This is a genomic window from Acidobacteriota bacterium (genome assembly GCA_040752675.1).
Classification (GTDB): domain Bacteria; phylum Acidobacteriota; class Polarisedimenticolia; order JBFMGF01; family JBFMGF01; genus JBFMGF01.
Window position 1 is genome coordinate 1 of the sequence record JBFMGF010000051.1, and the last position, 25,346, is coordinate 25,346.

General features: G+C 50.7%; 19 protein-coding genes. 11 read left to right on the forward strand and 8 right to left on the reverse strand.

Features of this window, described 5'->3' with window-relative positions; translation table 11 throughout:
* Positions 1-300: 300 nt before the first annotated feature.
* Positions 301-795, forward strand: a complete 495-nt coding sequence (locus AB1756_04950; GenBank protein MEW5806679.1) for a hypothetical protein — start codon at positions 301-303, stop codon at positions 793-795.
* Here AB1756_04950 and AB1756_04955 read toward each other — a convergent pair.
* The gene (locus AB1756_04955; GenBank protein MEW5806680.1) at positions 782-1,792 is read right to left on the reverse strand and encodes a hypothetical protein; all 1,011 of its coding nucleotides are present in this window, start codon (positions 1,790-1,792) and stop codon (positions 782-784) included. The two genes, AB1756_04950 and AB1756_04955, sit on opposite strands and share 14 nt — an antisense overlap.
* Positions 1,793-2,002: 210 nt before the next feature.
* On the opposite strand from AB1756_04955, the gene AB1756_04960 reads away from it, so the two are divergent.
* The 3 genes from AB1756_04960 to AB1756_04970 all read left to right on the forward strand — a co-directional run bounded on the left by AB1756_04960 (position 2,003) and on the right by AB1756_04970 (position 5,758).
* Positions 2,003-2,938, forward strand: coding sequence for a DUF362 domain-containing protein (locus AB1756_04960; GenBank protein ID MEW5806681.1), 936 nt, complete (start codon positions 2,003-2,005; stop codon positions 2,936-2,938).
* A gap of 1 nt (position 2,939) precedes the next feature.
* Positions 2,940-4,508 carry a 4Fe-4S dicluster domain-containing protein gene (locus AB1756_04965; protein MEW5806682.1) on the forward strand — a complete coding sequence of 523 codons (1,569 nt, stop codon included), beginning with the start codon at positions 2,940-2,942 and terminating at the stop codon, positions 4,506-4,508.
* Positions 4,509-4,609: 101 nt separating this feature from the next.
* Positions 4,610-5,758, forward strand: coding sequence for an NAD(P)/FAD-dependent oxidoreductase (locus AB1756_04970; protein ID MEW5806683.1), 1,149 nt, complete (start codon positions 4,610-4,612; stop codon positions 5,756-5,758).
* 95 nt (positions 5,759-5,853) lie between these two features.
* Here the strand turns inward: AB1756_04970 and AB1756_04975 are convergent, their stop codons facing one another.
* Positions 5,854-8,475, reverse strand: a complete 2,622-nt coding sequence (locus AB1756_04975; GenBank protein ID MEW5806684.1) for a pitrilysin family protein — start codon at positions 8,473-8,475, stop codon at positions 5,854-5,856.
* 163 nt (positions 8,476-8,638) lie between these two features.
* Between AB1756_04975 and AB1756_04980 the strand changes: the two genes are divergently transcribed.
* Complete coding sequence (locus tag AB1756_04980) at positions 8,639-10,339, forward strand: M20/M25/M40 family metallo-hydrolase (protein MEW5806685.1); 1,701 nt, start codon at positions 8,639-8,641, stop codon at positions 10,337-10,339.
* A gap of 104 nt (positions 10,340-10,443) precedes the next feature.
* The gene (locus tag AB1756_04985) at positions 10,444-11,295 is read left to right on the forward strand and encodes a hypothetical protein (GenBank protein MEW5806686.1); all 852 of its coding nucleotides are present in this window, start codon (positions 10,444-10,446) and stop codon (positions 11,293-11,295) included.
* On the opposite strand, the gene AB1756_04990 is transcribed toward AB1756_04985, so the two are convergent.
* The 6 genes from AB1756_04990 to AB1756_05015 form a co-directional block, all read right to left on the reverse strand.
* Complete coding sequence (locus AB1756_04990; GenBank protein ID MEW5806687.1) at positions 11,283-11,714, reverse strand: polymer-forming cytoskeletal protein; 432 nt, start codon at positions 11,712-11,714, stop codon at positions 11,283-11,285. The two genes, AB1756_04985 and AB1756_04990, sit on opposite strands and share 13 nt — an antisense overlap.
* A gap of 143 nt (positions 11,715-11,857) precedes the next feature.
* Positions 11,858-13,063 (reverse strand): ABC transporter permease, encoded by a 1,206-nt coding sequence (locus AB1756_04995; protein ID MEW5806688.1) that lies wholly within the window; start codon positions 13,061-13,063, stop codon positions 11,858-11,860.
* Positions 13,064-13,124: 61 nt separating this feature from the next.
* The gene (locus tag AB1756_05000) at positions 13,125-14,366 is read right to left on the reverse strand and encodes an efflux RND transporter periplasmic adaptor subunit (protein MEW5806689.1); all 1,242 of its coding nucleotides are present in this window, start codon (positions 14,364-14,366) and stop codon (positions 13,125-13,127) included.
* Complete coding sequence (locus AB1756_05005; GenBank protein ID MEW5806690.1) at positions 14,359-14,706, reverse strand: tetratricopeptide repeat protein; 348 nt, start codon at positions 14,704-14,706, stop codon at positions 14,359-14,361. Before AB1756_05005 ends, AB1756_05000 begins: the two co-directional genes overlap by 8 nt.
* Before the next feature lie 30 nt (positions 14,707-14,736).
* Positions 14,737-14,982: a hypothetical protein gene (locus AB1756_05010; protein MEW5806691.1), complete on the reverse strand. Its 246-nt coding sequence runs from the start codon at positions 14,980-14,982 to the stop codon at positions 14,737-14,739.
* 9 nt (positions 14,983-14,991) lie between these two features.
* On the reverse strand, positions 14,992-15,627 hold the full coding sequence (locus AB1756_05015; GenBank protein ID MEW5806692.1) for a YigZ family protein: 636 nt from the start codon (positions 15,625-15,627) through the stop codon (positions 14,992-14,994).
* 584 nt (positions 15,628-16,211) lie between these two features.
* On the opposite strand from AB1756_05015, the gene AB1756_05020 reads away from it, so the two are divergent.
* From AB1756_05020 to AB1756_05040, 5 genes are all read left to right on the forward strand, one after another.
* On the forward strand, positions 16,212-18,467 hold the full coding sequence (locus AB1756_05020; GenBank protein ID MEW5806693.1) for a sulfatase-like hydrolase/transferase: 2,256 nt from the start codon (positions 16,212-16,214) through the stop codon (positions 18,465-18,467).
* On the forward strand, positions 18,464-19,768 hold the full coding sequence (locus tag AB1756_05025; GenBank protein ID MEW5806694.1) for a dipeptidase: 1,305 nt from the start codon (positions 18,464-18,466) through the stop codon (positions 19,766-19,768). Before AB1756_05020 ends, AB1756_05025 begins: the two co-directional genes overlap by 4 nt.
* Positions 19,769-20,046: 278 nt before the next feature.
* On the forward strand, positions 20,047-22,851 hold the full coding sequence (locus AB1756_05030; protein MEW5806695.1) for a hypothetical protein: 2,805 nt from the start codon (positions 20,047-20,049) through the stop codon (positions 22,849-22,851).
* Positions 22,852-23,122: 271 nt separating this feature from the next.
* Complete coding sequence (locus tag AB1756_05035; protein ID MEW5806696.1) at positions 23,123-23,902, forward strand: DUF1684 domain-containing protein; 780 nt, start codon at positions 23,123-23,125, stop codon at positions 23,900-23,902.
* A 71-nt stretch (positions 23,903-23,973) separates the two neighbouring features.
* Complete coding sequence (locus tag AB1756_05040; GenBank protein ID MEW5806697.1) at positions 23,974-25,278, forward strand: M48 family metalloprotease; 1,305 nt, start codon at positions 23,974-23,976, stop codon at positions 25,276-25,278.
* Positions 25,279-25,346: the final 68 nt, after the last annotated feature.

Below are 25,346 nucleotides of genomic sequence, written 5' to 3' on the forward strand. Positions count from 1 at the left end.
CTCTTGAGTCGTACGACATCGCGCGCTACAACTGGAATGGCGACAAGAACCGTTGCCAGGATGATAAAAGATATAATTCTGGTTCTCATTCCTCTGCTCCCTTTAATTAACTAAATTTTACTCTCAAAACCCTCAACTTTCAACTTATTTATTTCATCCATTTTCTTAAGCCCCTTTGGATGCTAAAATTTATTCTAGCTAGATGTTTCTAAAGGCACGAAATAGGAGTCGACAATGGATTCGATCAATCGTTCCAGTGAAAAAATTTCTGGTGAAAGGTTTACAAAATCAAGAGTTAGCTTGGTTCTAGCTTCCCTCATTTTACTTCTGACTTTTCCTGTCCTGATAGCAGCGGAACCGTTTTCATCAAGCAGGGAGACCGCTTCTGCCGATCCGAAGAAGAATGGCGACAAGATCATCATCCATTATGAAGCAAGGCCGAAAGTCGTTCGTCCCGGTGATTCTGGAGTGATCATCATCAGACTCGAAACACCCAAAGGGATAAAACTGACCCGCTATCCTCAAACTTCCATCCAGCTTTCCGGGGATAGCGAGCTTATTCTTGAAGAGAACATGGCCAAACTGGGTGATGCGAAGATGCCGGATGACATCATGAAAAACGCCCTTGAGAAGATTGATCCGGTGGAGTTCAAGTTCAGGATTGATGAAAAGGCTGCTCGAGACCTTATCCAGGTCAAAGCCAGCATTTCCTACTTCTACTGCGAAACAAAAAGCGGCCTTTGCGCTCCCGGGAACAAGAGCATCAATATGCAGATTCCAGTCAAGAAGAGATGATCGAAACGCCGTGAGGGGAAACGCTGAAATCCAGAATTCTCCCCCCGCCTTGAGATAATGCCTTCTCGACGCTGCGCTTCATCCCTTCCCGGACCATGAATACAAGGCATCCGCCGCCTCCGGCACCGCAGACCTTCCCACCGGTCGCACCCGAGGCGAGAGCTACTTTCATCAGTCTTTCGATCTTGCTGTTCGTGACCTTAACCGAGAGCCTTTTCCTGTTCTTCCACTCGTAAAGCATCGCCTCTCCCGCCGATTCGAAGTTCTCTTTCATGATTGCCTCTCGCAGCCATCCGGATGCCGCGCAGATCTCTCCCATCGCCTTTCTGACATCTCTATGGCCATCGAGATATCTTTTCACCATGTCCCAGTTGCTTACACCGGAACTCCTCTCTTTTCCCGTGTAACAGAGGACCAGTCGGGATGCAAATTTCTTTGGATCGATGTTGATTCTTTCCACCTTAGTTCCCGAAACACCGTACTGAAGCACATTCAACCCCCCGAAGAGAGCCGGATAGTAATCTTGGACGCCTGTCGGGACGCCGAGGATCCTCGTTTCGATGTTCCGGACCGCATTGAGCTGGAACATCTTTGAGAAGCCCCTGTGCAGAAGATGGTTCAGAGAATAACTCACGGCGATGGCAAGCGCTGATGAGCCCCCAAGGCCCGCTCCGGCAGGCGAAGAGCAGTCAGTCGTGACATCCAACCCGCACCCGGGCTCATAAAATTTGACGATCCTTGCAATGAATTCAACGGGAGTCTTCCGCAGTCCGCGAAAGCCCAGGCCCGTCTCGAACACGGCGCCCCTGTCCCTGGAGACGATCTTTATCCTGCGGTCTCTTTTCTTTTTGATCCTGACTGTTGCGAACATATCGATTGCCACGTTGACAGTCATGGCATTGTCATGGAAGAGATAGAGAGGCCAGATGTCGATGGTCCCTCCGGCAAGGTCAATTCTCGCCGGGGCACAGACTTCCACACCCATTTCGCCTTTCACACTATTCTCCTTCCCGATCTTTTCATTCTTCGGCGTCTTTCTCCTCCTTTCCCTTCTTTCTCACTCATCTCTATTTTCAAAATATGCCTTCAGGAGCTCCCGCAGACTACTGACCTACAGTTCTCTGGAAACTACCGATTTCTTGCCCGCATAATTACCCTTATGTTAACATAGTTTGAGATTTATGATGCACATGAAGATATGATGCACATGAAGAGAAGAGATTTCCTGAAAGCGAGTGCATGCGTCGGATTGTCAACTTTGCTCACCCCTCCTTCTCCTATAGGCGAATGCGCATACGGCGCGGAAAACGTGGAATCCTATCCTCTGGCCATAGCGAAGGGGAAGAATATCCTGAAGGCTCTTGAAGCCGCTATCGCCGCCCTGGGAGGGATGAAGAAGTTCATCTCGAAGAACGACATCGTAATGGTCAAACCGAACATCGGCTGGGACAGAACCCCGGAGCAGGCGGCCAACACCAACCCTAAAATCGTGGCGGCTATCGTTAAGATGTGCCTTGAGGCTGGCGCAAAGAAGGTCAAGGTCTCAGACAACACGTGCAACGAGGTGCGCCGCTGCTTCAAGAGGAGCGGCATAGCCGACGCGGCGGCTTCTGCAGGGGCTGAGGTTTATTTCCTGGATGACAGGAACCTTGTAGAACAGAAGATCGGCAGCGAGATCCTCAAGAACTGGCCCGTCTACCGTGATTTCCTGGAGGCCGATAAGATCATCAACGTTCCCATCGCTAAACACCATGGACTCACGAAGCTGACGCTGGGAATGAAGAACCTCATGGGTGCAGTCGGCGGAAGAAGGAACAGCATGCACCAGGAAATCGGCATCGCCATCTCCGAGCTTGCCGGATTCTTCAAACCGGCTCTGACAATCATCGACGCGACGAGGATCCTGACCGGAAATGGTCCCCAGGGGGGGAGTCTCAGCGACGTAGTGAAGACAGACACTATCATCGCCGGAAAGGAAATCGCCTCTGTGGACGCTCTGGCTGCCGATCACTTTGCCAGGAATGCCGGAAAGGGATTCAGGAACATGAAGCCCTCCGATTATTCATTCCTGAAGATAGCCTGCGAGCGGGGCTTAGGAGCCATCGACACTTCCGTACTCAAGGTGAAGGAGATAGAAGTCTGACATGAGATGGCTTAGACGCGTCTCTCAGATCTTTTTCATCCTCTTCTTCCTATTCCTTCTGATCAGAACAGAGGACAGGATCGCTGCAAATATCGTCCCCTATCTTTCGAAGTTCTTCTTCCAGATCGATCCGCTGCTGTCCTTCGCGACCTTGCTAGCCACCTGGAAGATCCCTGAAGGGATCCTCTCCGCTCTCCTCCTCATCATTCTGACATTTATACTGGGACGCTTCTTCTGTGGTTGGGTCTGCCCACTCGGAACAGTTCACAACGCCCTGAGTTACATCCTAAAGAAGGAGCGCTGGGGTGAAAGAAGGAACTGGCTCAAATTCCAGAGGGGAAAGTATTATCTCCTCGTCTTCTTTCTTCTCTCCGCTCTCTTTTCACTTCAACTGCTGGGAATCGTCGATCCTCTGTCACTGCTCTATCGCTCGATCGCGCTCGGCATTAACCCGGGCTTCAATTCCTTCACGAACTCCTTCTTCGATTCCATTTATGGCACCGGACTCAGACCTCTCACAGGCATCTCGGAGCCGATTTATTCTTTTCTCAAAGGAAACATCCTCTCCTTTAAGCAGCCAGTCTTCATCCAGGGTCTCTTCATAACACTACTCTTTGCGGGGATCGCGCTTTTGAACCTGTACAGAAGAAGGTTCTGGTGCCGATACCTCTGCCCGCTCGGCGCGCTCCTCGGTCTGTTCTCGAAAGCATCTTTCACAAGACTCGTCGTGGACGAGAACTGCACAAGCTGCATGATCTGCACAAACAAGTGCCCCGCTGAAGCGGATCCGAACTCGACGGAGAGCTGGAAAAAGACTGAATGCTACCTCTGCTGGAACTGCGTGGAGGTCTGCCCAACAGGATCGATCTCCTTCATTCCCTCCCCGGCGCGTTCCCATCAGGGAGGCATCATAGATATTAAGGGAAGGAGGATGGCTATCTCGGCCGTTGCGGGAGCCGCTACCGTTCCCTTCTTCTCGTTCTCTATCGAGAGCAAGAGAGCCAATCCCGACCTGATCAGGCCGCCGGGCGCTCTTCCGGAAGAAGAGTTCCTTGATAAGTGTATCCGATGCGGCGAATGCATGAAAGTATGCCTCACAAATGCAATTCATCCAACATTTCTTCAGGCCGGTCTCGAGGGATTGTGGACCCCGTATCTCGTCATGAGGCTTGCTTACTGCGAGTATTCCTGCACACTTTGCGGCCAGGTCTGTCCTACGCAGGCCATCAGGAGACTTCCTGTGAATGAAAAGCAGAAGGTCAAGATCGGGCTAGCCTTCATCTCCAGGGATCGGTGTCTTCCTTATGCCGAGCAGAAGGAGTGCGTCGTTTGCGAAGAGCATTGCCCGACGCCGAAGAAGGCGATCTGGTTCGATGAGAAAGAGGTCACGCTGATGGATGGCAGCAGGAAGATCATCAAGCAGCCGGTCGTCGACCTCAATCTGTGCATAGGATGCGGCATCTGTGAAACAAAATGTCCTGTCTCTGATCGACCCGCCATCTACGTGCAATCCATAGGAGAGTCGCGCTCCAAGACAAACCAGATCTTGCTCACCGAATTGCCTGAATAGCAAGGAGTCTGATCCATCATCATCGTAAAAGCAGCCATGCTAAAATGTTAGAGGCAATCATCTTAAAAACTTTGAATATGTCGGATTGATAAATACGGTTAATGATGAAGATAGGCATTATAGGAGCAGGACCCGCCGGTTTGCATCTCGCCCGCATGCTTTCCATCCAGAAGATTGAAACGACTCTCTTTGACAGAATCAGAGTAAGAGAAAAACCTTGCGCCGGAGGTGTAACCTTTCGGGTAATGAGGGAATTCGACGATCTGAGAGCGATGGAAGACAAGTGGAAAAGGATAGACAGCGTCGTCATCACTTCCCCTTCCGATCTTGTAGCCGAGCTTCATCTCAAAGAACCAATCATCATCTTTTCACGGAGAGACCTCGACTCCTTTCTCAAGGCCAGAGCCATGGATGCAGGAGCTGCAGTCGTGAATGAGAGGGTGATAGATTTCATTCAGGACGAGAAGGGATGGTCCATCCTGACTGAGAAGAGCACTTATCGAGGATTTGATTTCCTGGTCGGAGCAGACGGCGCATCCGGACTATCCAGGAAGAAACTCTCGCGCCCATTTCAAGAGTCAGAGCTCACGCAAACTGTTGGCTTCTACATCAAGAACAGCACGGAGGACTGTATCAGGATCAAATTCTACGAGGACATAGAAGGATACGCCTGGTCCTTTCCCGGAAAGAACGAGATCAACGTCGGCATCGGTGCGCACCTTGGGAAGAAGAATCCGAAGGAACTCCTGGATCTCGTCAACCATTTCCTGAACAGATACCTTCCTGATTTCAGGAGAAATGCTAAAGAATTCTTCAGCGCCCTCATTCCCTTTGCAAATCCTGACGTGGAGAACCTGAGGCGGATATCAGGCAAGCAATGGGCTCTGATCGGCGATTCGAGCGGCATTACAGACCCGATCACTCGGGAGGGGATCTACTACGCCATGAAGACTGCCGCGCTGCTCGGCGATGCTCTGAAAGCGGGAGAAGCCTGGCGCTATCCTCAGACCGTGGAAGAATGTTTTGCGAAGGATCTCTCCTGGGCAGATAGGAACTGGAACAGGTTCTTCAGGAAAGGATTCATCGATTCCGCCGTCGAAGCCTGCAATCGAGATCCTGAGATCTCATCGGTCATTGCCGAGCTCTTTTCCGCCACTCTTCCTTACAGGGATCTCTTAACAAGGCTGATGGCTCTTTCCCTGAAAACGGACTTTACCCTCCTTCGAAAATTGGTTTCCCATCTTTTGTGACTGAACCATCTTGCCATGGCACATCATAGCATGTCGGGCAGAATTCCTGGCCAGTTTGATATACTGGATGCTAATCCTGGGCATCCTGGATCGCCTTATTTGGCAACGATGACGATGATATTCGATGTGCTCAGATACCTCCCGGCTGCTTTCTTCACGGCATCAACGTCCACCTCTTTCATTCGTTTGATAGATTCTAGATCAAAATCATATCCCCTCCCCTGAAATTCGGAAAGACCCATGAAGTAAGCGCGGTTGATCCCCGGAATGCGCCTCATCACAGCCCTCCCGATCATAGAATTCACCGTCTTTTCAACCTCCCTGTCAGCCAGTTTAGAGTCGTCGAGGGAATCGATTACCCCCAGGATCCCCTGGACGGCATCCTCCACGTTATCCGGTCTGGTTCCCATGGAAGCCAGAAATAGTCCCGTATCTCCATAATAGGATATGGAAGATCCAACTGCATAAGCCATCCCCAGCTTCTCCCTCAGATGGAAGGCCATTCTGTCAGAAAGGAGCGCATTTGCGATTGTGAGAGCAGGGATGTCTGTTTCTTCGACACGAAAGAGATAACCCGCATAGATGTAAGATTGTTCCTTCCCGCCTTTGATCTCCAGCCTTCCGCTCTTCATAGTGGGTTGCACTGCCGATGTCCCAAGAACTTCTCCCTCATGCCGCTGGAGGTCTCCGAAAATCTCCTTCATCTCTCTCAGAACATCCTCCACAGGCAAGTCGCTCACGATGGAAACGATGATATTATGAGGAGAAAAATATTTCCTGTGAAAGGAAGCGAGATCATCACTGGTTATGAAGGAGATAGAATCCACTCTCCCATAAATGGAATTTCCCAGATATGACCCCTCGAAAGCCTTAGAAAGGAATTGATTCCTGGCTCGCGATGACACTTTCTCTTCATTTTTTCCGATCAGGTCCTTCATCTCGGCAGCCACTTTCCCCATTTCGCTCTCCGGGAATGAAGGATGGAAGACGATCTCTTTCAGAAGTTTCAACCCCTTCCTGTGGTTCTCTGGGAGAGTCTCGAACCGGATGTAGGAATAGTGCTGCGTCGTGTAGTAGTCATCGTAAGGAATGAAGGGATCGTCGACAACTTTGATTCTGGCTCCGATCCCCTTCATCGCCTCCGAGATATCCGCGGAATCCATGAGGGTGTTTCCCTTGAGGAGCATCCTGTGCGTAAAATCGGCGATTCCCATCTTCCCTTCCGGCTCGTTCGCAGAACGGTTCTTCATGAGGAGATGCAATGCAAAGATCTCTGAAGTCCTGTCCCTTCTAACAATGATTGTCATCCCGTTGTCCAGGACCTCTTTCCTTACCTCTTCTCCTGAAACGGGAACGGCAGAAGTCTGATAGACGGGGCTTTCCCATCTCGCAGTTGCACCGTCTTTCTGTCCGGGCCCCACGATGGTCACGATGGGTGAAGGGTTACTCCAGTATTTTTTTGCCGCTTCATTCACGCTGACTGCATCCTGCTTCCCAATGGTCTCCAGGTAGCGCCCAAGGAATCCCGGTCCTCCAAATGTTATCCATTCTCCCCTGATCATGGAATAATAATGGAACTGCTCTCCCTGATATATCTCCGCAACTTTTAAATCTTTTTTCCCCTCTTCTATCTCCTCCTCAGTGATGCCTTCCGTTGCCGCTCTCTGGAGCTCCTGGAGATAGGCTTCCGCCGCCTTTTCCGGCACCCCGTTTTCCGGCAGCGTGGCAGAAAAGCGAAGGAACCCCTTCCCTCCATATGTTGCGTGATTCAATGAAAAATCTAGAACGAGAGGCTGCTCCTGCGCCATCAGAATTTTGTATAGCCGCGAATCCTCTCCTTCCGAAAGGGTGGAGATCAGAATCTGAAAAGCATGGAAATCCTGAGATGAAAGATCGGGGGCTTCCGTAACGATGTCCAGGTAATTCCTGCCGGTCCCCAGTTTACCGCGGAAGAGGTTCTTTTCCCTCTTCCAGGGAAAATCTGCGATAGCAATCTCCTTGAACTTTGCGGTGGAAACCGAGCCAAAATATCTTTCTATCATCTTCAGGGCTTCCTCACCATGAAAATCTCCTATGAGGAATAGAATCATGTTGTTCGGAACGTAGTATTCCTTGTAATAACGGAAAACGCCGTCTCGTTTCATGGCTGTTATGGATTCCGTCGTTCCGAGGACAGGCTTCGAATAAGGAGTTCCCTCGAATGTCTTTCCAATGAAGAAGAGTTCCGCCAGGTAATCCGGATTCCCCCGGTCCTTCCCGATCTCCTCGAGGACGATCTTCTTCTCCTTCTCGAAATTCTCCTCGGGCATGGTGGAATGGAATAGCATGTCGGACTGGATATCAAATCCCTTTTCAAGATAATGGCTAGGGACAATCATCTGGAAGCATGTGTAGTCTTCTCTCGTGAAGGCGTTGTTGTTCATGCCGTAAAAATCCGTCTCATCGTAGAGCTCCTTCTGCGTTCTGCGCTCTGTTCCGTTGAAGAGGAGATGCTCCAGAAGATGGGAAGCGCCGTTCATCCCGGGGTTCTCAGTGGAAACACCTGCTCTGATGAAGACGCTGGATGAAACTACGAGGCTTCCGGGATTCTCGATGAGAATGACTTCCAGCCCGTTCTTTAACTTCGCTCGACGCACCTCCGCTATGCCTGCATGGATGGACGAAGTCAGGCTCAATAGCAGGACAACAGCGAAGGCGAGAGGTGTTATTTTCTTCATGACGATTCCTTTCCGCATAATTTAAATAATTGTATCATCAATTTTTCGTTCCTAAATCATTGTAATTTTCAGAAATATTGGCTTATGCGATACAGGATCTGGAAATTGACAGGCGAAGAGACACTCTCTATAATTCTTGAACTTATTCAAGGGAATGGATTTCATGATGAGAAGAATCGAGACTCTGGCCGGAGACTTCGCCACGATCACGGCAATCAGCCTGCGCGTTGCAGTTATCCTGCTCATTGTATCCGGCTTGATCGCGGCTGAAAACAAAAGCATTGAAACTCTTCCTTGCCCCGATGAGGCCCTGACGGGATTCCGTTCCATATCTCGGAACGACATCAGGACAATAGTAGAGATCCTCGCTTCCGATGAACTGGAGGGAAGAGAAGCCGAAGCAAGGGGAGGCAGGCTTGCCTCCATGTTTATCGCCTCATGGTTGAGCGCCGCCCGCATCCCCGCTTTCGGATCCGGAGGATTCCTCAATGACTACTTCCAGGAGATCCCTTGCATTTCGGCTGACGTCGACGCCGGCAGCAGTTACATCTCTCTGGAAAAAGAGGATGGAAAGGAGATGGACAGGAAATTCCCTCTCGAAGAGAATGCCTTCTATTCGCCGCAATCGGCCGAGAACTTCTCGATAACTGCTCCTGTTGTTTTTGCCGGATACGGGATCGAAGCTCCTGAATATGACTACCACGATTTCGGTAGTTTCACCATGCGTGGAAAGATCGCCATCGTTTTCAATCATGAACCACAGGAGCAAGATGAGAAGTCCATCTTCAAGGGGGCGAAGGCGACACGATATTCCATGCCACAGATGAAGGCACAGATTGCCAGGGAAAAAGGGGCGGTCGCTCTAGTCATCATGAGAGACCGGAACAATTCACACGGATCGATGCGCGAGACACTCTCTCGGAGAGGGACGAAAGAAGAGAGGGGGCATTTCCTCGGGATCGAGGGAGAGCCTTCCCTGATCCCGATATTCTATGTCGAAGACGCCGTCGCCGATGAGATCTTCGAACGATCGGGGATAGACCTCAAAGAAAAACAGGCGGAAATCGACAGGACATTGAAGAGCGAACCCGTCGACCTGAAGGGAATCACGCTGACTCTTAACGTCCTGATGAAAGATAAAAAGAGGATCTCGCTGAACAACGTGATGGCGAAGATCGAAGGCAGCGATATCCTGTTCAAGGACGAAGCCGTTATTGTTGCTGCCCATTACGACCATCTTGGAGTCAAGCCGGATGGGATATATCACGGTGCCGATGACAACGCTTCTGGAGTCTCCGCCCTGCTCTCACTCGCCAGAGCATTACACATCAACCCGGTTAAACCGAAGCGGAGCATCTACTTCGTCTCCTTCGCCGCGGAAGAAAAAGGGGTCATTGGATCGAAGTATCTCTCTTCCCATCTTCCCGTCCCGAAGGAGAAGATATCGGTCATGATCAACATGGACGAACTGGGAAGGAACAACAGCGATAGAGAGCAAAACGCCGACATGGCGATCGCCTTCATGTCCGGGCAGGCCCCAGAACTGAAGGAGATAATAAGGAAGAGCAATGAGATCCTGGGTATGGACATAAAGTATTATCCGACGCTGACATTCCTGACGAACAGCGACCATTCGCTCTTTCACGATATGAGTATACCGATCGTCTTTTTCTTCTCCGGGTTTCATGGAGATTACCACAAGCCGACTGATATGGCGGATAAGATCAATTATCCCAAGATGGAAAGGCTTACCCGCCTGATCTACCTCACTATCTGGGATATCGCCAACCGGGAAGGAAAGGTGAAGTTCGACCGCAGCATCACGAAGGAACCCGAGAAAGATGAGTTCGATAAACCTTATTAGAGTAAGCGCTGCACCGCCAGGAAAAGGGTTGCGTCGCATGGTCGAGAAAAAGCAGTAATCAACGCCCGCGTCATTGCGACGACTGGAAAATGGAAATTAGGGAGATGAGAAAGAGATTGCCACTTGCGATTGTGATTCTTATCAGTCTGGCTTTTTTCTCGTGGCTCATCATGATGCTAATCGCGCCCGAGGAAGATACAGTCACGACCCAGGGGATAACTATCCAACATGATCACGACGAGGATGAGAGGCAGCTCGTTGACCACCTGCTTGTCGCCAGAGTTCTCGGCGATGTGCGAATCAGAAGGGTTACACTATTCTATCGCATCGGAGGAGAAAAGGATCTCCATCAAATCGAGATGAAACCAGTCCTGCAAAGCAACCACTATTCTGCATTCATCCCCGGACAGGGGATCGGTTCCAAGATCTATTACTATTTCGTCGCAGAGAGCGAAAAGGGAGAGAAGGCCACATTGCCGGCGGAGGCGGCGGAGGGGAAAGGACTCTATGGCGGGATGTACAGGATCGGCTTCGAAGGAAAGGTCACGAAACCCCTCCTCTGGATGCACATACTTTTCATGGTCTCCGCACTGATTTTCCTTATTCACAGCATATACTTTGCGCTGAGGAACTGTCTGACTGGAGAAGATTTCATGAAATGCTACGGCACCGTTCTAGCGGGAACCATCATCTTTACCGTGACAGCTTTTGGCATCGGACCGTATGTTGCATGGGAGGCGTTCGGCGTGGGCTGGTCCGGTATCCCTTATGGATGGGATATCACAGACAACAAATCGCTCGTCATCGCTCTCTATTTCTGGATTATTCTTATTCTTGGGAGGAAAAACTTCAGACAGAAGGAAGAGAAGTTTTTGCGCAACAGGACCTTCGCGGCACTCTCTATCATCGGGATCATCCTCACGGCGGTTCTCTATCTCGTCCCTCACTCCATATGATCTGCTCGCTTCTCCGCGAAGAGATGGAGCTGAGAAAACCGTGAAACGGCATTGCCGCTTATAAAGGCCTCTCTCTCAATGGCCAGAGAGCCGGCGATGATATCCCCTTTGACTCTGGACGATCTACCGAGTTCCACTTTTCCGGAAACATTAATCTGGCCATCCACGGAGCCATTAATGATGGATGATGCACAGGTGATACCCCCTTTCACGCTGGCTCCTCTCTCGACGAAGACCATTCCCGGACTCCGTACCTCGCCCGCCATCCGTCCGGAGATTCGAATGTTTCCCGAGCATTCCATGTTCCCATCTACCATCACGTCACGACCCAGGACAGTCGTATTCGAGTCTGGTTTCTCAAAGAGATTCCACATTTCATCAAACGCTCGCCTCTTTTTCAATTTCTTGAGGAATTTCATGATCTCACGACCATTCCAGAATCATAAAAACGGCGAGAAGATATTAAACCATTCATCCTGCCTGGCACTATTATAGACCAAAATATGGATCAGGCATTCCCCATGGCATCCAAGGCAAGATGCTTCAGCTATCATGGACAAGTTTATTCATATCGCAGTGCGTCAATGGGATTGAGGCCCGAAGCCTTATAGGCAGGGTAGACCCCGAAGAAGATTCCCACTCCAGCGGAGAAGAAGAACCCCAGCAGAACGGTCCATAGTGAAACTGTCACGGGAAGTGCCGGGATGACGGCCCGAAGGCCAAAGGCTCCAAGGTTCCCAAAGAGGATCCCGAAGGCGCCGCCGCTGACGCTCAAAACGACCGCTTCTATGACGAATTGATACATGATGTCTCCTCTTCTTGCCCCGACCGCCTTTCGCACGCCTATCTCTTTCGTCCTCTCCGACACCGAGACGAGCATGATGTTCATGATCCCGACACCACCCACAAGGAGCGAGATGGCGGCGATCCCACCCAGGACCCAGGTGAAAACGTCGAGGATGGTCAGCAGTGACGAGAGGATGGCCGCCTGACTTGTGACCGTAAAGTCCTCATTGTTGTCGTGGCGCTTCGATAACAGATAGACGATCTCCTCCTTGGCAGTATCCACATCTTTCTCGCTCTTCGCCTGGGCGATGATCTCAAACAGCCTGTCCACGTCAAAAAGTTCCTGCGCCGTTCTGACAGGTATGAAGACGAGATCGTCGATATCGAAACCGAGCGACACGCCTTTCCTCTCCATGATTCCGATGACGCGGAACTTCATCTCTCCGATACTGACCCACTGCCCGAGCGGATTACTCTCGCGGAATAGCTCGGTCTTGACCCTTCTCCCCAGGACAACGACCCTCCTCTTGGCATCGACATCTTCTTCCTTGAAGAAGGACCCTATCTCGACATGGAGATTCCTGACTCTAGGGAAATTCTCGGTGACGCCGATGACAGTCGTATCTCTGCTGCGGTTTGCATACTTCACGCTGCTCGCTCCGATGATGACAGGTACAACCTCGATGACCGAGCGGCAGTGTTTCTTGATGGCTTCTGCATCTCCATATGTGATCCTGTGGACCGTTTCCCCGGCGGGGAAAGGCCCTCCGCGCGTCTCAAGCTTTCCCGGAGTGATGATCAGAAGATTACTCCCGATACCGACGAATTGATCCTGGATGTACTTCTTCGCCCCTTCGCCCAATGAGATGAGCATGATGACGGCTGTGACGCCGATGATGACACCCAGCATCGTCAGCGCCGCACGCATCTTGTTCGACCTCAGCGCTCCGAACGAAACTTTCAGACTCTCGACAAAGTCCACAACTCTTTCCTTACCATGAAAATTGGTATTCCATTCATGTTGTCAATGACATGAGGGTTGATCATTTGATCTTGACGCGGGCCCCCTCCTGGAGATTTTCCACGTCGAGTGATGTGATCACTTTCTCTCCTAGCTTTATACCTCTGGTGATCTCGGTTCGATCCCAGTTGGAAATGCCAGCCTCGATCTCCCTTTTCACGACCTTATTCTTTTCCAGAACATAGACATACTGCTGACCTTTCTTGATCATGATTGAATCGGTCGGGATGAATAGAATATCCTTCTTAGAATCGACGAGGATTTCCGCATCGGCTGACATTCCATGTCTGATCCTTTCATTGTTGTTGAGGAACCTTATCTTGACGATGGAGGTCCTGCTCTCGAGTTTGTCCATGGAGACGATGGGGGATATTTCATGAACCTCTCCCTTAAAATCCTCATCGGGGAAAGAGTCCATCCTGATCCTGACCTTCTGACCGGGTCGGATATTTGCCACGTCAACTTCATCGAAAGAAGCCCTCACGTATACATCTCCTCCTACCAGGGTAAAAAGAGGAGTATTGGGATTGACCTTCTGCCCGAGTTGCGCGAACCGCTCACCAATCACGCCATCAAAGGGGGCTTTGATCTCGGTTCTATCAAGGTTGATCTTCGCCGTCTCGAAAGCGGCTTCCATCTGTTCCACAAGCGCCCTTGCCGCTTTGATCTCCTGTTCGGCAACCTCCTTCTGTTTCAAACCGGCGAGAGCCGCCTCATATGCCGTCTTCGCAACCCTGTATTCGAGCTTCGCCTGTTCCAGCTGCTGGTCCGAGATGATTCCGCTCGTATGGAGCTCCAGAAATTTCTTCCAGTCCCCTTCTGCCTTCTCGAAGGCTGCTTTCGCCTTCTCATAATCTGCGTCGGAGACCGCATCCCTTATGATTCCGGCGGCTTCGGCCTTCTCGAGCTGGACTCTGGCGTTCTTGAGATTGGCAAGAGCAAGATAGTACTGCGATTCGGCTTCTTTCCTGTCAAACATCATGAGAAGATCGCCCCTGCTTACACGGTCCCCGATATCGACCAGTATCCGGCTTACCTCACCGGCGACCATGGGAGTAATTACCACTGCATTATCCGCCTGAATAGTCCCCTTAGTCGTGGCAGTGATCGTGTACTCCACATCTCCCTTCTTAACTTCTGCAACGTCGACGGTGATCTTTTCCCTCCTCAGCGCAAAGTAGAGGATGAACAGGACGATGAAGACGATTGCCGAAATCCAGATGAATCGCATCTTTCTTTTCGATGGCTCCCACCTTTTATTCATCAGTATCTCCAGAAGATTTTTTCCTGGGCTTCTTGAGCATCTCTCTTGCAGCTTCGGCAATTGCTCCTTCCTGCTCATACTTCAGGGCCGTTTGGAGATGTATCCTGGCTTTTTCATTATAGCCCAAACTCTGATAGATCTGCCCCATGAGGACATGAGCGGAGACATACTGGGGATTGATCTGAACGGCCTTATCTAGATTCTTGATTGCTTTCTGCAGTCGCCGGAAGAAGAATGAAGGAAAGGGAGACCTCCTTTGCGAATACCGCGAGAAGGAAGAAGGGAGAAACTCCCCAGATTGCCTTATCCACGATAAAAGAGAGAGATAATTAATTGTCAACTGCGATTTTCAGGCTTCTTCCAACAGGAATTATTGTCTCACAAACCAGTTATGGATCCAGGCGAAGAGTGCCCCGAGGATGAAACCATAGATGAATCCCCAGACCAGTCCCAGAATGGCACCGAAAAGGGTTATTTTGTAACCGAAGAAGAACTTGCTCAAAAGGATGAAGTGTCCACCTCCCCCAACAATCATGGCGTATATCGTGATAAGGAAGACGATCACACCCAACAGGATACCAGTGGTAAACCCGTAAGCTTTAATACTCAGTTTCATAACCCCCTCCTATGAAAAATGGAGATCCTTTTGACCGCCAATTGGAGATAACCGGACCTTCCCTTTTGTCATCTCCCTGAATTTTTCCTCGAACTCCCGGGCAAGGCTCTTTCGGACGTCCACAACGAACCTGGCCTCATTCAGGTATTCCTCATGGAAGATCTCCGCGCTCAAGTTTTTCAGGATCCTCCTTGTATCTTTCAGAACCCCGTAGGGAATGGCAAAGGAATACCTCTGAGTATAGTATCTCGTCTCCAGCCGGCTCGATCTTATTACGGACAGGGCAGAATCCCTGTACGCTCTGCGCAGCGGACCTGTGCCGAGCTTCGTTCCGCCAAAGTATCGCGTTACGATGAGCGCCACATTTGTGATCCCGGAATTCTTGATGACTGAGAGGATGGCTGAACCGGCAGTACCGGATGGTTCTCCGGCATCGCTATACCGGATCCTGGCGTCGTTACCAATCCCGATACGGTAGGCGTAACAGTTATGAGTGGAATCCCGGAATTCCGAGGAGATCCTCACGATGAACTCCATCGCCGATATTTCGTTCCAGACGGGCGAGATCGATGAGATGAACCTGGAGCCTTTGACCTTTATCTCTGATTGATTGAACTCCGATACTGTGAGGAAAGAATCGATCATCACACTGCGAAGTCTATCAGAGCATAATTTCCAAGTCAATTCCCTCTAGCGAGGCAGGATGGCTCCGACTATTCACATCCTCATCTGAATATTGCCAACTTTCCATAGTTTAGTATCTTATGCTGAAACTTCTTCTCATTTTGCGAAGATCTTTTGAAAGCACTTTGTAACTGATTGTAAAAAAGAGTCTTCTAGATAAAAATTAGCGAGGTAAACCTTCTTAATCTTAGAAGTGGTGTATAAAGATGTTTCGTAGATGACGAGGTTGGAGGTGAATCTATGAATCGTTTACAAGAGATATTTAACTGCGTTTTCACACAGGATTCAGGTTAAACTGTCTCAAATAATGCAATGATGAGGTTTCCCCCCTTTTTGAGAATAGTATGAATTTTCCAGACCTCATCCTTATTTTTCAGGATAATCAGAAGGGCACGGAGAGGGACTGCCAAGAGAGGAACGTACAACACCGGCCAGACGAGCCAGATCGGCGACAGGGACTCCGAGATCGAAGCTTCTTCCAGCAAATGCCCCTGAAAACGCTTCATTTATTGCCAGTCAGAGAGAGTTTCTATAGAATTAATGCTGTGAAAAGGATAAGCTTTCGTTTCAATCATCGCTTCATCGCGTTTTTCTTTGCTTCAACTATCATACTCGGCCCATCAGATCTTCTTTTTTGTTCCGAAATCGGAGAAACTCCTGAACGGGCTCATCCTGATATTCTGCTCATCACGCTTGACACGACTCGGGCCGACCATCTGGGATGCTACGGAGCTTCTTTTGCTCAAACGCCTAATCTCGATTCCCTTGCAAAGGCGGGAACGCGATTTGACAATGCCTTCAGCCCTGCGCCACTGACTTTGCCGAGCCATGCGAGCATGCTGACCGGCCTGATTCCACGCAGGCATAGCGTTCGAGATAACGCTCTTTTCAGGCTCAACGAATCGATTCCGACCCTGACGGAGAGATTGAAAGAAGCCGGTTACAGAACGGCCGCTTTCGTTTCTGCAGCCATTCTCGACAGAGTTACAGGAATCAATCGTGGATTCGACCATTATGATGACAATGTCCGCGTCGGCGAGCGCCAATTCTTCAACTACGAGGAGCGCGCCGCAACGCAGGTTACGGATGCGGTGCTATCCTATCTTTCATCGCTTCTGGCCAGCTCCTCCCCTTCACTCTCAACCTCATCTAGGGAATATCGCAGGGAGCCGCTCTTCCTGTGGGTGCATTATTTCGATCCTCATCTCCCATATGTTCCACCTGAACCATTCAAGGGCAGTTTCAAGGATAGACCATACGATGGCGAGATCGCCTTCATGGATCACGAGATCGGCCGCCTCCTCGAAGCTGCCAGGAAAAAACTCAGGGGAAAGGTTATAGAGAAGAGAAAAGAAAATGCAGAGGAAGGCAAGGACACGAGCGCATATGGGCCTCTCATTATCGTGGCGGGAGACCACGGGGAAAGCCTGGGAGAGCATGGAGAGAGAGCTCATGATGTCTTCATCTACAATGCCACGCAGCGCGTTCCATTGATCCTTCATGGTGCCGGCGTTTCATCCGGCAGGGTGGTGAAGAGAAACGTCGGACTAGTTGACATCGCTCCAACAATCCTCGAGATCGTAGATCTTCCACCGCTCAAGGAGATTGACGGGCAATCGCTTCTCCCTCTGCTCAGAGGACAGAATGTCGTGCTGCCGGACTACGAGATGGAATCCTTCTTCCCATACTTCTCGTATGGTTGGGCTCCGCTTCGCGGCATAGTCAGAAAGAACCTGAAATATATCGACGCACCTCAAGCGGAACTCTACGACCTGTCATCAGACACATCGGAAAAGCAAAATCTTATATTCCTTAAGAAGAGAGAGGGAGAACGTCTGGCAGAAGCCGTCAGGCGCATCGCCTCTATCGATCCGCTGGAAACCCGGAAGATTGATGCGGAGCTCCTCGAACTCCGCCGGAGGATGGAATCGCTGGGCTACATCGGCGGAAGCAGGGGCGGTGCTTTGCCTCATATCGATCCCAAAGAAGGGATAAAATGGATTGAGGACCTCGAGATGGCACGCAGGGAGCTTCAGATAGGAGACCCGAAGAAGGGAATCCTCCTTCTCGATAATCTCCTGACGAGGAATCCAGAGAATGTTCCTGCAGCAATCGCACTGGCACAGTGTCATCTCGCTTCCGGGAATATTGAACAGTCCATCACACTCTGCCGTCGCCTTGTCTCTGACAGACCGGACAACGACATCCCGCATCTTAATCTCGCCATCGCGCTCAAGGAAAAATGGCGCAATGACCAGATTCATCAAAAAGAAGCAAGGGTCGAAGCTCAGGCAGAGTTCGAGCAGGTGCTCAAACTAAACCCGCGGCATGCCGAAGCCTATCTTGCATATTACTCGATGTTAATCCTGGATGAAAAACTATATGAAGCCCATCAACTTTTGAAACGCGCCAAACAGGAAGGGGTTTCCGACCCCGATGTCGAAGTGGAGCTGGGTTATCTGGAGATGGCGCACGGAGAAGCCGCATTGGCGCGTGGCGCTTTCGAACGGGCGGTTACTTTAAACCCACGTGCAGCAAAGGCACTCGAAGGACTGGGGCGCATCGCCTATGCCGAAGGGAAATTTAGGCTCTCCGCAGACTATTATGAACGCGCTCTTGATAGCTCTCCTTCAGCCTCCCTCGCGAAGACCCTCGGCTCGATCCTCTTGTTATACCTCAACGACCCAGCAGGAGCACGCGCCGCATATCTCAAGGCCGTTGAGCTTCTCCCTCCTGACGATCCCAGCCTTCCGGAACTCCAGGAGATCATCAAGACCCTTTTATCTGAGGAACGAAAATGAAAATCTGCGTTAAAAAATTTCTTGCGAGCCTTTTTCTCCTCTTCTTCATTGCCACTTTCTATCTCCATGGACAATACTACCCGTGCCTGGCAAAGACGAAGAGCGCCGGCCTGGCTGAAGCCGATGCTAAAAACAAGAACAACTCTAAAAACAGCACGAAGAACATCGCTGATGAAGAGCTGTGGAAGAGATCGAAGAAAATCCACGAAGACGCGATAATCATCGATACGCACACCGATACGCCGCTTGCGATGCTGAGCAAAGGGTTCGATATCGGGCAGAGGTCCGACAGAGGGAATTTTGACCTAATCAGGATGAAAGAAGGGGGATTAGACGCTGCCTTTTTTGCCGTCTTCACTGCCAACGAGGACGATGACAGACAGCCATCCAAAAAAGCCTTCGAGACTATAGATGAGATACTTCATCAGGTTGAAAAATATCCTGAGCTGGCATGCATGGCCTATTCACCAGAGGATATAAGAAGCATACACAAGGCAGGAAAGAGAGCCATCCTCATCGGCATGGAGAACGGAAGCCCTCTTGAGGGAAGCCTGAGGCTCTTGCGAGATTTCTACCGCATCGGCGTGAGGTACATCGGCCTCACGCACTGGGAGAACAACAGCCTGTGCGATGCCGCAACTTCCGAGAAGCCAAAATGGAACGGCCTGAGCGATTTCGGCCGCGATGTCGTCAGAGAGATGAATAGAATCGGCATGATCATCGACGTTTCCCACATCTCCGAGAAGGCGATCACGGACATCCTCGAAATCTCCCGTGCGCCCGTGATAGCGTCGCATTCCTCGACGCGCGCACTCTGCGACATCCCGAGGAATCTCTCCGACGATGCAATCAAAGCCATCGCAAAGAAAGGGGGAGTCGTTCAGATCAACTTCTTCTCCGGCTTCCTCGACGATGCATTCAACAAGAAATCAAAAGAGGTCAGGGAGACGCTCAAACCTGAATTCGATAAGCTGAAGGAGAAATACAAGGACGACCAGTCGGGATACTGGACGGAGGCTACCGCTCTCTGGGCCAAACATGCTCCCCCGTCTCCAGGTATCGAAACCCTCATCGACCACATCGAGCATGTAGTCAAGATTGCAGGCGTAGAGCATGTGGGGCTAGGCTCAGACTTCGATGGTGCGGGGAGCTACCCTGAAGGATTGAATGACGTCACCGGCTATCCCCTCATCACATTACATCTCCTCAAGCGTGGTTACAGCGAGGCGGACGTAAAGAAGATCCTGGGCGCTAATTTCCTCCGCGTCTTTGAGGAAGTAGTCAAAGAAGCGAAAAAATAGAAACCTATACCCGCCCAGCGAAAGCTATGATTGTGGAGAAGAGGCACTATCAAAACTTGATTTTCGATCTGATATGGTGTAAACGATAAGGCATCAAGGGGGCTAAAATGTTTTCATCGGCATGCCGATTCAAACTATCAAACTTGATTCCATCCGCATCTCTTTCTTCATTGAATTTTCTCACCGCTTCAGTATTTAATGTTGCCTTTGCCTGTCTTTTTCTACTCGCACTCCTTTTCCTTTCCAGCAAGCCTTGCTTTGCATCGAGGCCCCCGGAATTGAATTTCGTCGACCAGGTCAATCCGATCCCGAGGCCATACCAAGAGCGAGTCGATGTCACAACCTGGACGACTATCTATTTCGAGGTCCTGGTACCAGACTACAACGGCGACAAGGGGAAGATCGACCCCAACTCCATCACCGCCACGCTGATCCCGGATGGAGGAGAGCCGATTCCGATGCTCCTTCCCAATCAGACTTTCGCACCGGGTTTCAGTGGCAAGGTTTATTTGAACATCGACAGCGGCGATGACAACGGCCATGCGGTCTATATAAAGCCCGATAACCCCCTCAACCCCTCCCGCTTATACACGGTCGAAGTCTATGCGATCACCTACGATGGACTGCCGATAGATTCATCCGCCGATTCATGGTCTTTCACGACGAGACCAGTCATTGCGGATCCGACAGTATCATGGAACATAAACCTGACGGGACCGATGGCCCCATGGAAGGGATGGTTCTTCTCCGGCATCTGCAAACCGAGCTTCGACACTAGCCGGATGTACGACCAGTACGATTCCTACAATATGATGGATACTGTGAATGCCATCAACCCGAATGCTTGGTCGCTCCAGAGGGACTGGCCATTCGCGAGCGACTACTGGCACAACGGCATAATCGATGGCAATCCGAACGTCGTGAGAGAAAAAGAGACCCGCCAGATCATATCGCTGGAGAACCAGGGGAAGAACACGCTCTTGACCGTTAAAGACATTGAAGAGGGGCCTCTCTTCGGGATTACCCCGGATCGTCCTCTCAGCGAGGATTTTCATCCCGGGGATTACGTCACGGTTGCCGACCGGGATGAGTTCGAAATCACTCAGGTCGTCGGAGTCGATGATAAAAATCACATCGTTAAAGTAAACCAGCTCGTCAACCCCGTCTGGGACCTCGACTATCGCGGTTCGCACCCACCGGATAACCCGGATACGCCTGATAATTTCACGCTTCCACTATGCTATCTGCGAAAGTATGACCCCATCGGGACACCAGTCTACTACTGGAGGCGGGTGGATGATGAATGGGACGTCGTTCATGGACAGCACAGAAAACGGCTGCAGGTCAACTTCTGCTTCATCCCGGTAGATCTGGCATCAGAACCTGTCCCCGCTAGATCCGGCGGACATGGAAGCATCTCCCCGCCAAAAGAATACCTCCAGTGGCACGATTTCGTTAGGGAGGTCGTCTTCCATCTGATCGATCGCTACGGCGAGGCTACAAAGGATTTCTATTACAGCATCGGCAATGAGAATAACCTCAACATCTTCTGGTCCGGCACCAAGGATGAATATTACGAATTCTACGATTACACCGTCAATGCGGTGCTTAAAGCCTTTGAAGAGAGAGGGTTTGACACCAGCAAGATCGTCGTCGGGGGAATAGAGGCGGCAAATCTTCTTCCAATCGAATGGATGACCGATGCGTTATACCACTGCTCCGGGGCTGCCGATAAGCCGGGCGGCGGGATCGCGGAGCAAAACTTCGTCTGCAACGATACTCGGTTTGATGGGAAGAGAGCGGCAAGAGTCCAGGCGATCTGTGATGCTCATGGAGGCAAGGGGTCCCCGATTGATTTTGCCTCCATCCACGAATATGAACATGCCGACCTTGCGACATCCCAGATCACGCAGGTCCGAGACAAAGCCCTTGCGATGGATCCGGTCTTCTATGAGAAGCTGAATATCCCATCCTTCGAATGCACGCCTGACTGGATCCCCAGAACAGATCCGGCATCGAGACGGATGTTCAAAGGGAACGGCTACTTCCCGAGCTGGTGCGCCGAATGGATGCAGCGGCTCGTTGAACGAGCGGAGAGCGACCACAGGTATGCAAATCATGAAGCGACGCTAACCGTCTGGCCCTACGACTACAATGGTGACGGAATCACTTCTGTGACGGGACTCATGAGAGTGGATGACAATGCAGATGGGACGGAAGACAGGATCGTTACCATCCGCAAGGCTATCTTCAACTACATCGAGCTCCTCGCGCACATGAGCCACGACCTTGATGCGCTCCCGGCTCAGAATCTGGAAGGAATCAGGTTCGCCGGAGTGAGAAGCATAGCACCCGATGTTCAATCGATCCTTCTCTACAATCACGATAAGTACGACACTGAGTCGAGCGAGGAGACCGATTTCACGGCCCGGCTTACCTTGACCGGGATAATCTGGCCTGCCGTGACTGTCAGGCGGTGGCGCATCGATCGGGACCATTCAAGCCCTTACCACGCATATGAAGCGCTGCCTAAAAAGAGCCTCTATTCACCGGAAGAAGTGGCTCCACTGGAAGAGGCAGACGATCTCGTTGAAGATGGACCCCCACAGCATTTCGAGACTGCATCGGGAACACTAAATCTTTCCGCACCGCTGAGGGTAAACGGTGTGACCCACATCGAGATCCGAAAGTGGGATGACGACAACGATGGCATCTATGGACCAAGCGACTGCGATGACTCCAATCCTGAAGTATGGGCAATACCGGGCGAGGCTCTAGATCTTAGACTCACACACAGTAGCGAAACAGGAATCACGACGCTTACCTGGAATCCACCGTCCGACCCTGGCGCAACATCTGTCTTTTACGACACGATTCGCTCGACCGATCCTTCAGACTTCAGCAGCGATGCATCCTGCATCGAATCCGATGGCTCCGACGCTACTTCTTCTGACAGCGACATGCCCCCTGATGGAAAAGTCTTCTACTATCTTATCCGCGCAGAAAACGAATGCCCGGACGGTCAGGGCTCGATGGGCAAGGACTCGAGCGGCAACGAGCGCACAGCTCTTCCCTGCCCCTGAGCCACTGCAAATCAAAAAGCCCCCTCTGATGAGCTTCCGAAAGCGCTGCGCTACTGGAAAATGTTAAGATATTACAGGCGGCATAAAGGATGCTGCAGACAGATGAAGGAGAATAACAACGTCCACATATCTCAAAGCCATTATAACCGTTTCATTTTCGTTAGTCCTGTGTCTCACGATCGTTTCATGCAGTACTGAACCACCGGAAGAAATAGATGTTACCTCTTACATCAAGGAGATCGATGACTGGCACGCCAAACGGATCGAATCTTTGACAAGCAAAAACGGGTGGCTCAGCCTGGCGGGATTGTTCTGGCTGGAGGAAGGCGAAAACGGTTTTGGAGCGGATGAATCCAATACGATTCTCTTCCCCGGGGACAGAGCGCCTGATTTCATCGGTTCCTTCTTTCTCGACAACGGGCAGGTGACGATTAGAATAAAGCCTGATATTAAAGTCCTTCACGGCGATACGCCTGTGACGGAAATGATTCTTCAGGATGATGAGAAGGGAGAGCCGACGGTCCTGACATGTGGATCGCTGAGCTGGCATGTCATCAAGCGCGACAACAGGTATGGAATCCGCCTCAAAGACAGCGAAAATCCAAAGATCAAAGAGTTCAAAGGGATCGAACGTTTCCCGGTTTCCAAGCGATGGCGAATCAAGGCTAAATACCTGCCCTATGATCCACCGAAGAATATCTCCATTGTCAATGTCCTGGGCAAGGTCTCCGAAGAGCCATCTCCCGGGGCTTTAAAATTCAAGATATACGGCAAGACCTACCGGCTGGATTCCCTGGGGGAACCTGATGATGAAGAATTGTTCATCGTCTTTGGCGATAGGACCAACGGATTCGAGACATATGGAGGAGGGCGATTCCTGTATGTGAAAAAGCCTGACAAAAAGGGGATGACCTACGTTGATTTCAACAAAGCCTACAACCCGCCCTGCGCCTTCACGGAATTTGCGACCTGTCCTATGCCGCCGTCTCAAAACAAACTTCCTGTTAAGATCACTGCCGGCGAGAAGAGCTACAAGGATGCTCTACACTGATTGACTCTCACTCTGAGTGAATATAAAATGATTAATAAAGATTTTAATCGACTCGCCTTTACGGGAAGGAGGTGTTTATCATCAAAAGAATCCCAAGAAAAATCATAGCTTTGATTATAAGTTTTACCTTTCTTTTTTCCTGCATGCCTACAAGGGTTCCACCGATCAGCAGTTCAGGGGCCGCTTTTCAGCCTGAGAAGGATGAGAAGCGTCTGTGGGATGAATCCCGCGCGGAAGAGAAAAAATTCCTTGAAAAAGCGGAGTTTTACAAGGATCCACTCCTTGAAGATTATCTCAACACCGTTGCTTTAAGACTGGAGCCAGAAGGTCTGGCAGCCCAGGATCAGCTCGCAATAAGAGTGCGGATACTGAATGATCCCACCCTCAATGCCTTCGCTTACCCTCATGGCACGATATACGTGCATACGGGGCTAATTGCAAGGCTCGAAAATGAGGATCAGATTGCTGGTGTAATTGCCCATGAGATGACCCATGTCGAGAACCGTCACATGCTCAGATATAAAAGAAGCATTCAAAACAAGCAGATAGGATTCATGATAGCGGCGATTGCCGGGAGCATCTGGGCGGCAAGTGAAGCCGGACATGCCGCTGAAGAAGGGCACTGGGGGAAGGCAGCCCGTATCAGTCAGGTCGCCGATCTTCTCCTTGGCCTGGGTCTTCAGCTTGCCTTCATAGCGGCCATTAACGGTTATGGACGGAACCTCGAACGGGAAGCGGATGATGGGGCACTCAAAAAGATGCAAAACTTTGGCTACAACCCTGCGCAGATGGAGAAAGTTTATTCACTCTTGCTGGATGACCATGGAGATGGAACGAAGCTCGAGACCTTCTTCTTTGGGAATCATCCACAGCTCAAGGAGAGGATTGAAAACACCAGGGCATACCTCTCTTCGCATCCCGAAATCAATGATGTTCCGGCGAAAGCGAATGTTGATCCTCAGGATTTTCAGCGAAGGGTGAGGTCGCTCCTCAAGGATGATGCGCTCCTCAACATGAATGCCGGACGGTTTGGAATCGCAGAGGATGAACTGAAAAGAGCCATCGCGATCGTCCCCGGCGATCCCGTTGCACACTATCTGCTCGGAATTCTCTACATGAAAAAAGCCGATGTAAAAAAGGAAGAAGCCGAGACTCTGAGGCAGAACGCCCTCAACTTTTTCATCGAGGCTGTACAGCTCGATCCTCTATATGCAGACCCGCACCGGGAACTCGGACTCGGCGCTTACCGCAGCGGGGATTTCCCGACTGCCTGCGGTGAGTTCAAGAAATATATCGAGCTTGCCCCCGGCGCTTCAGATGTGGCAAGGATGAAGGACTACATCCTGGAATTGAAGACGATGGGGCACTGCGAGTAGCAGAGTCTGATCCCGCTTCTCTTTGACGTGAAGAAATCAGTAGAGTGTAAAGACAGAAAAGCCTTGGG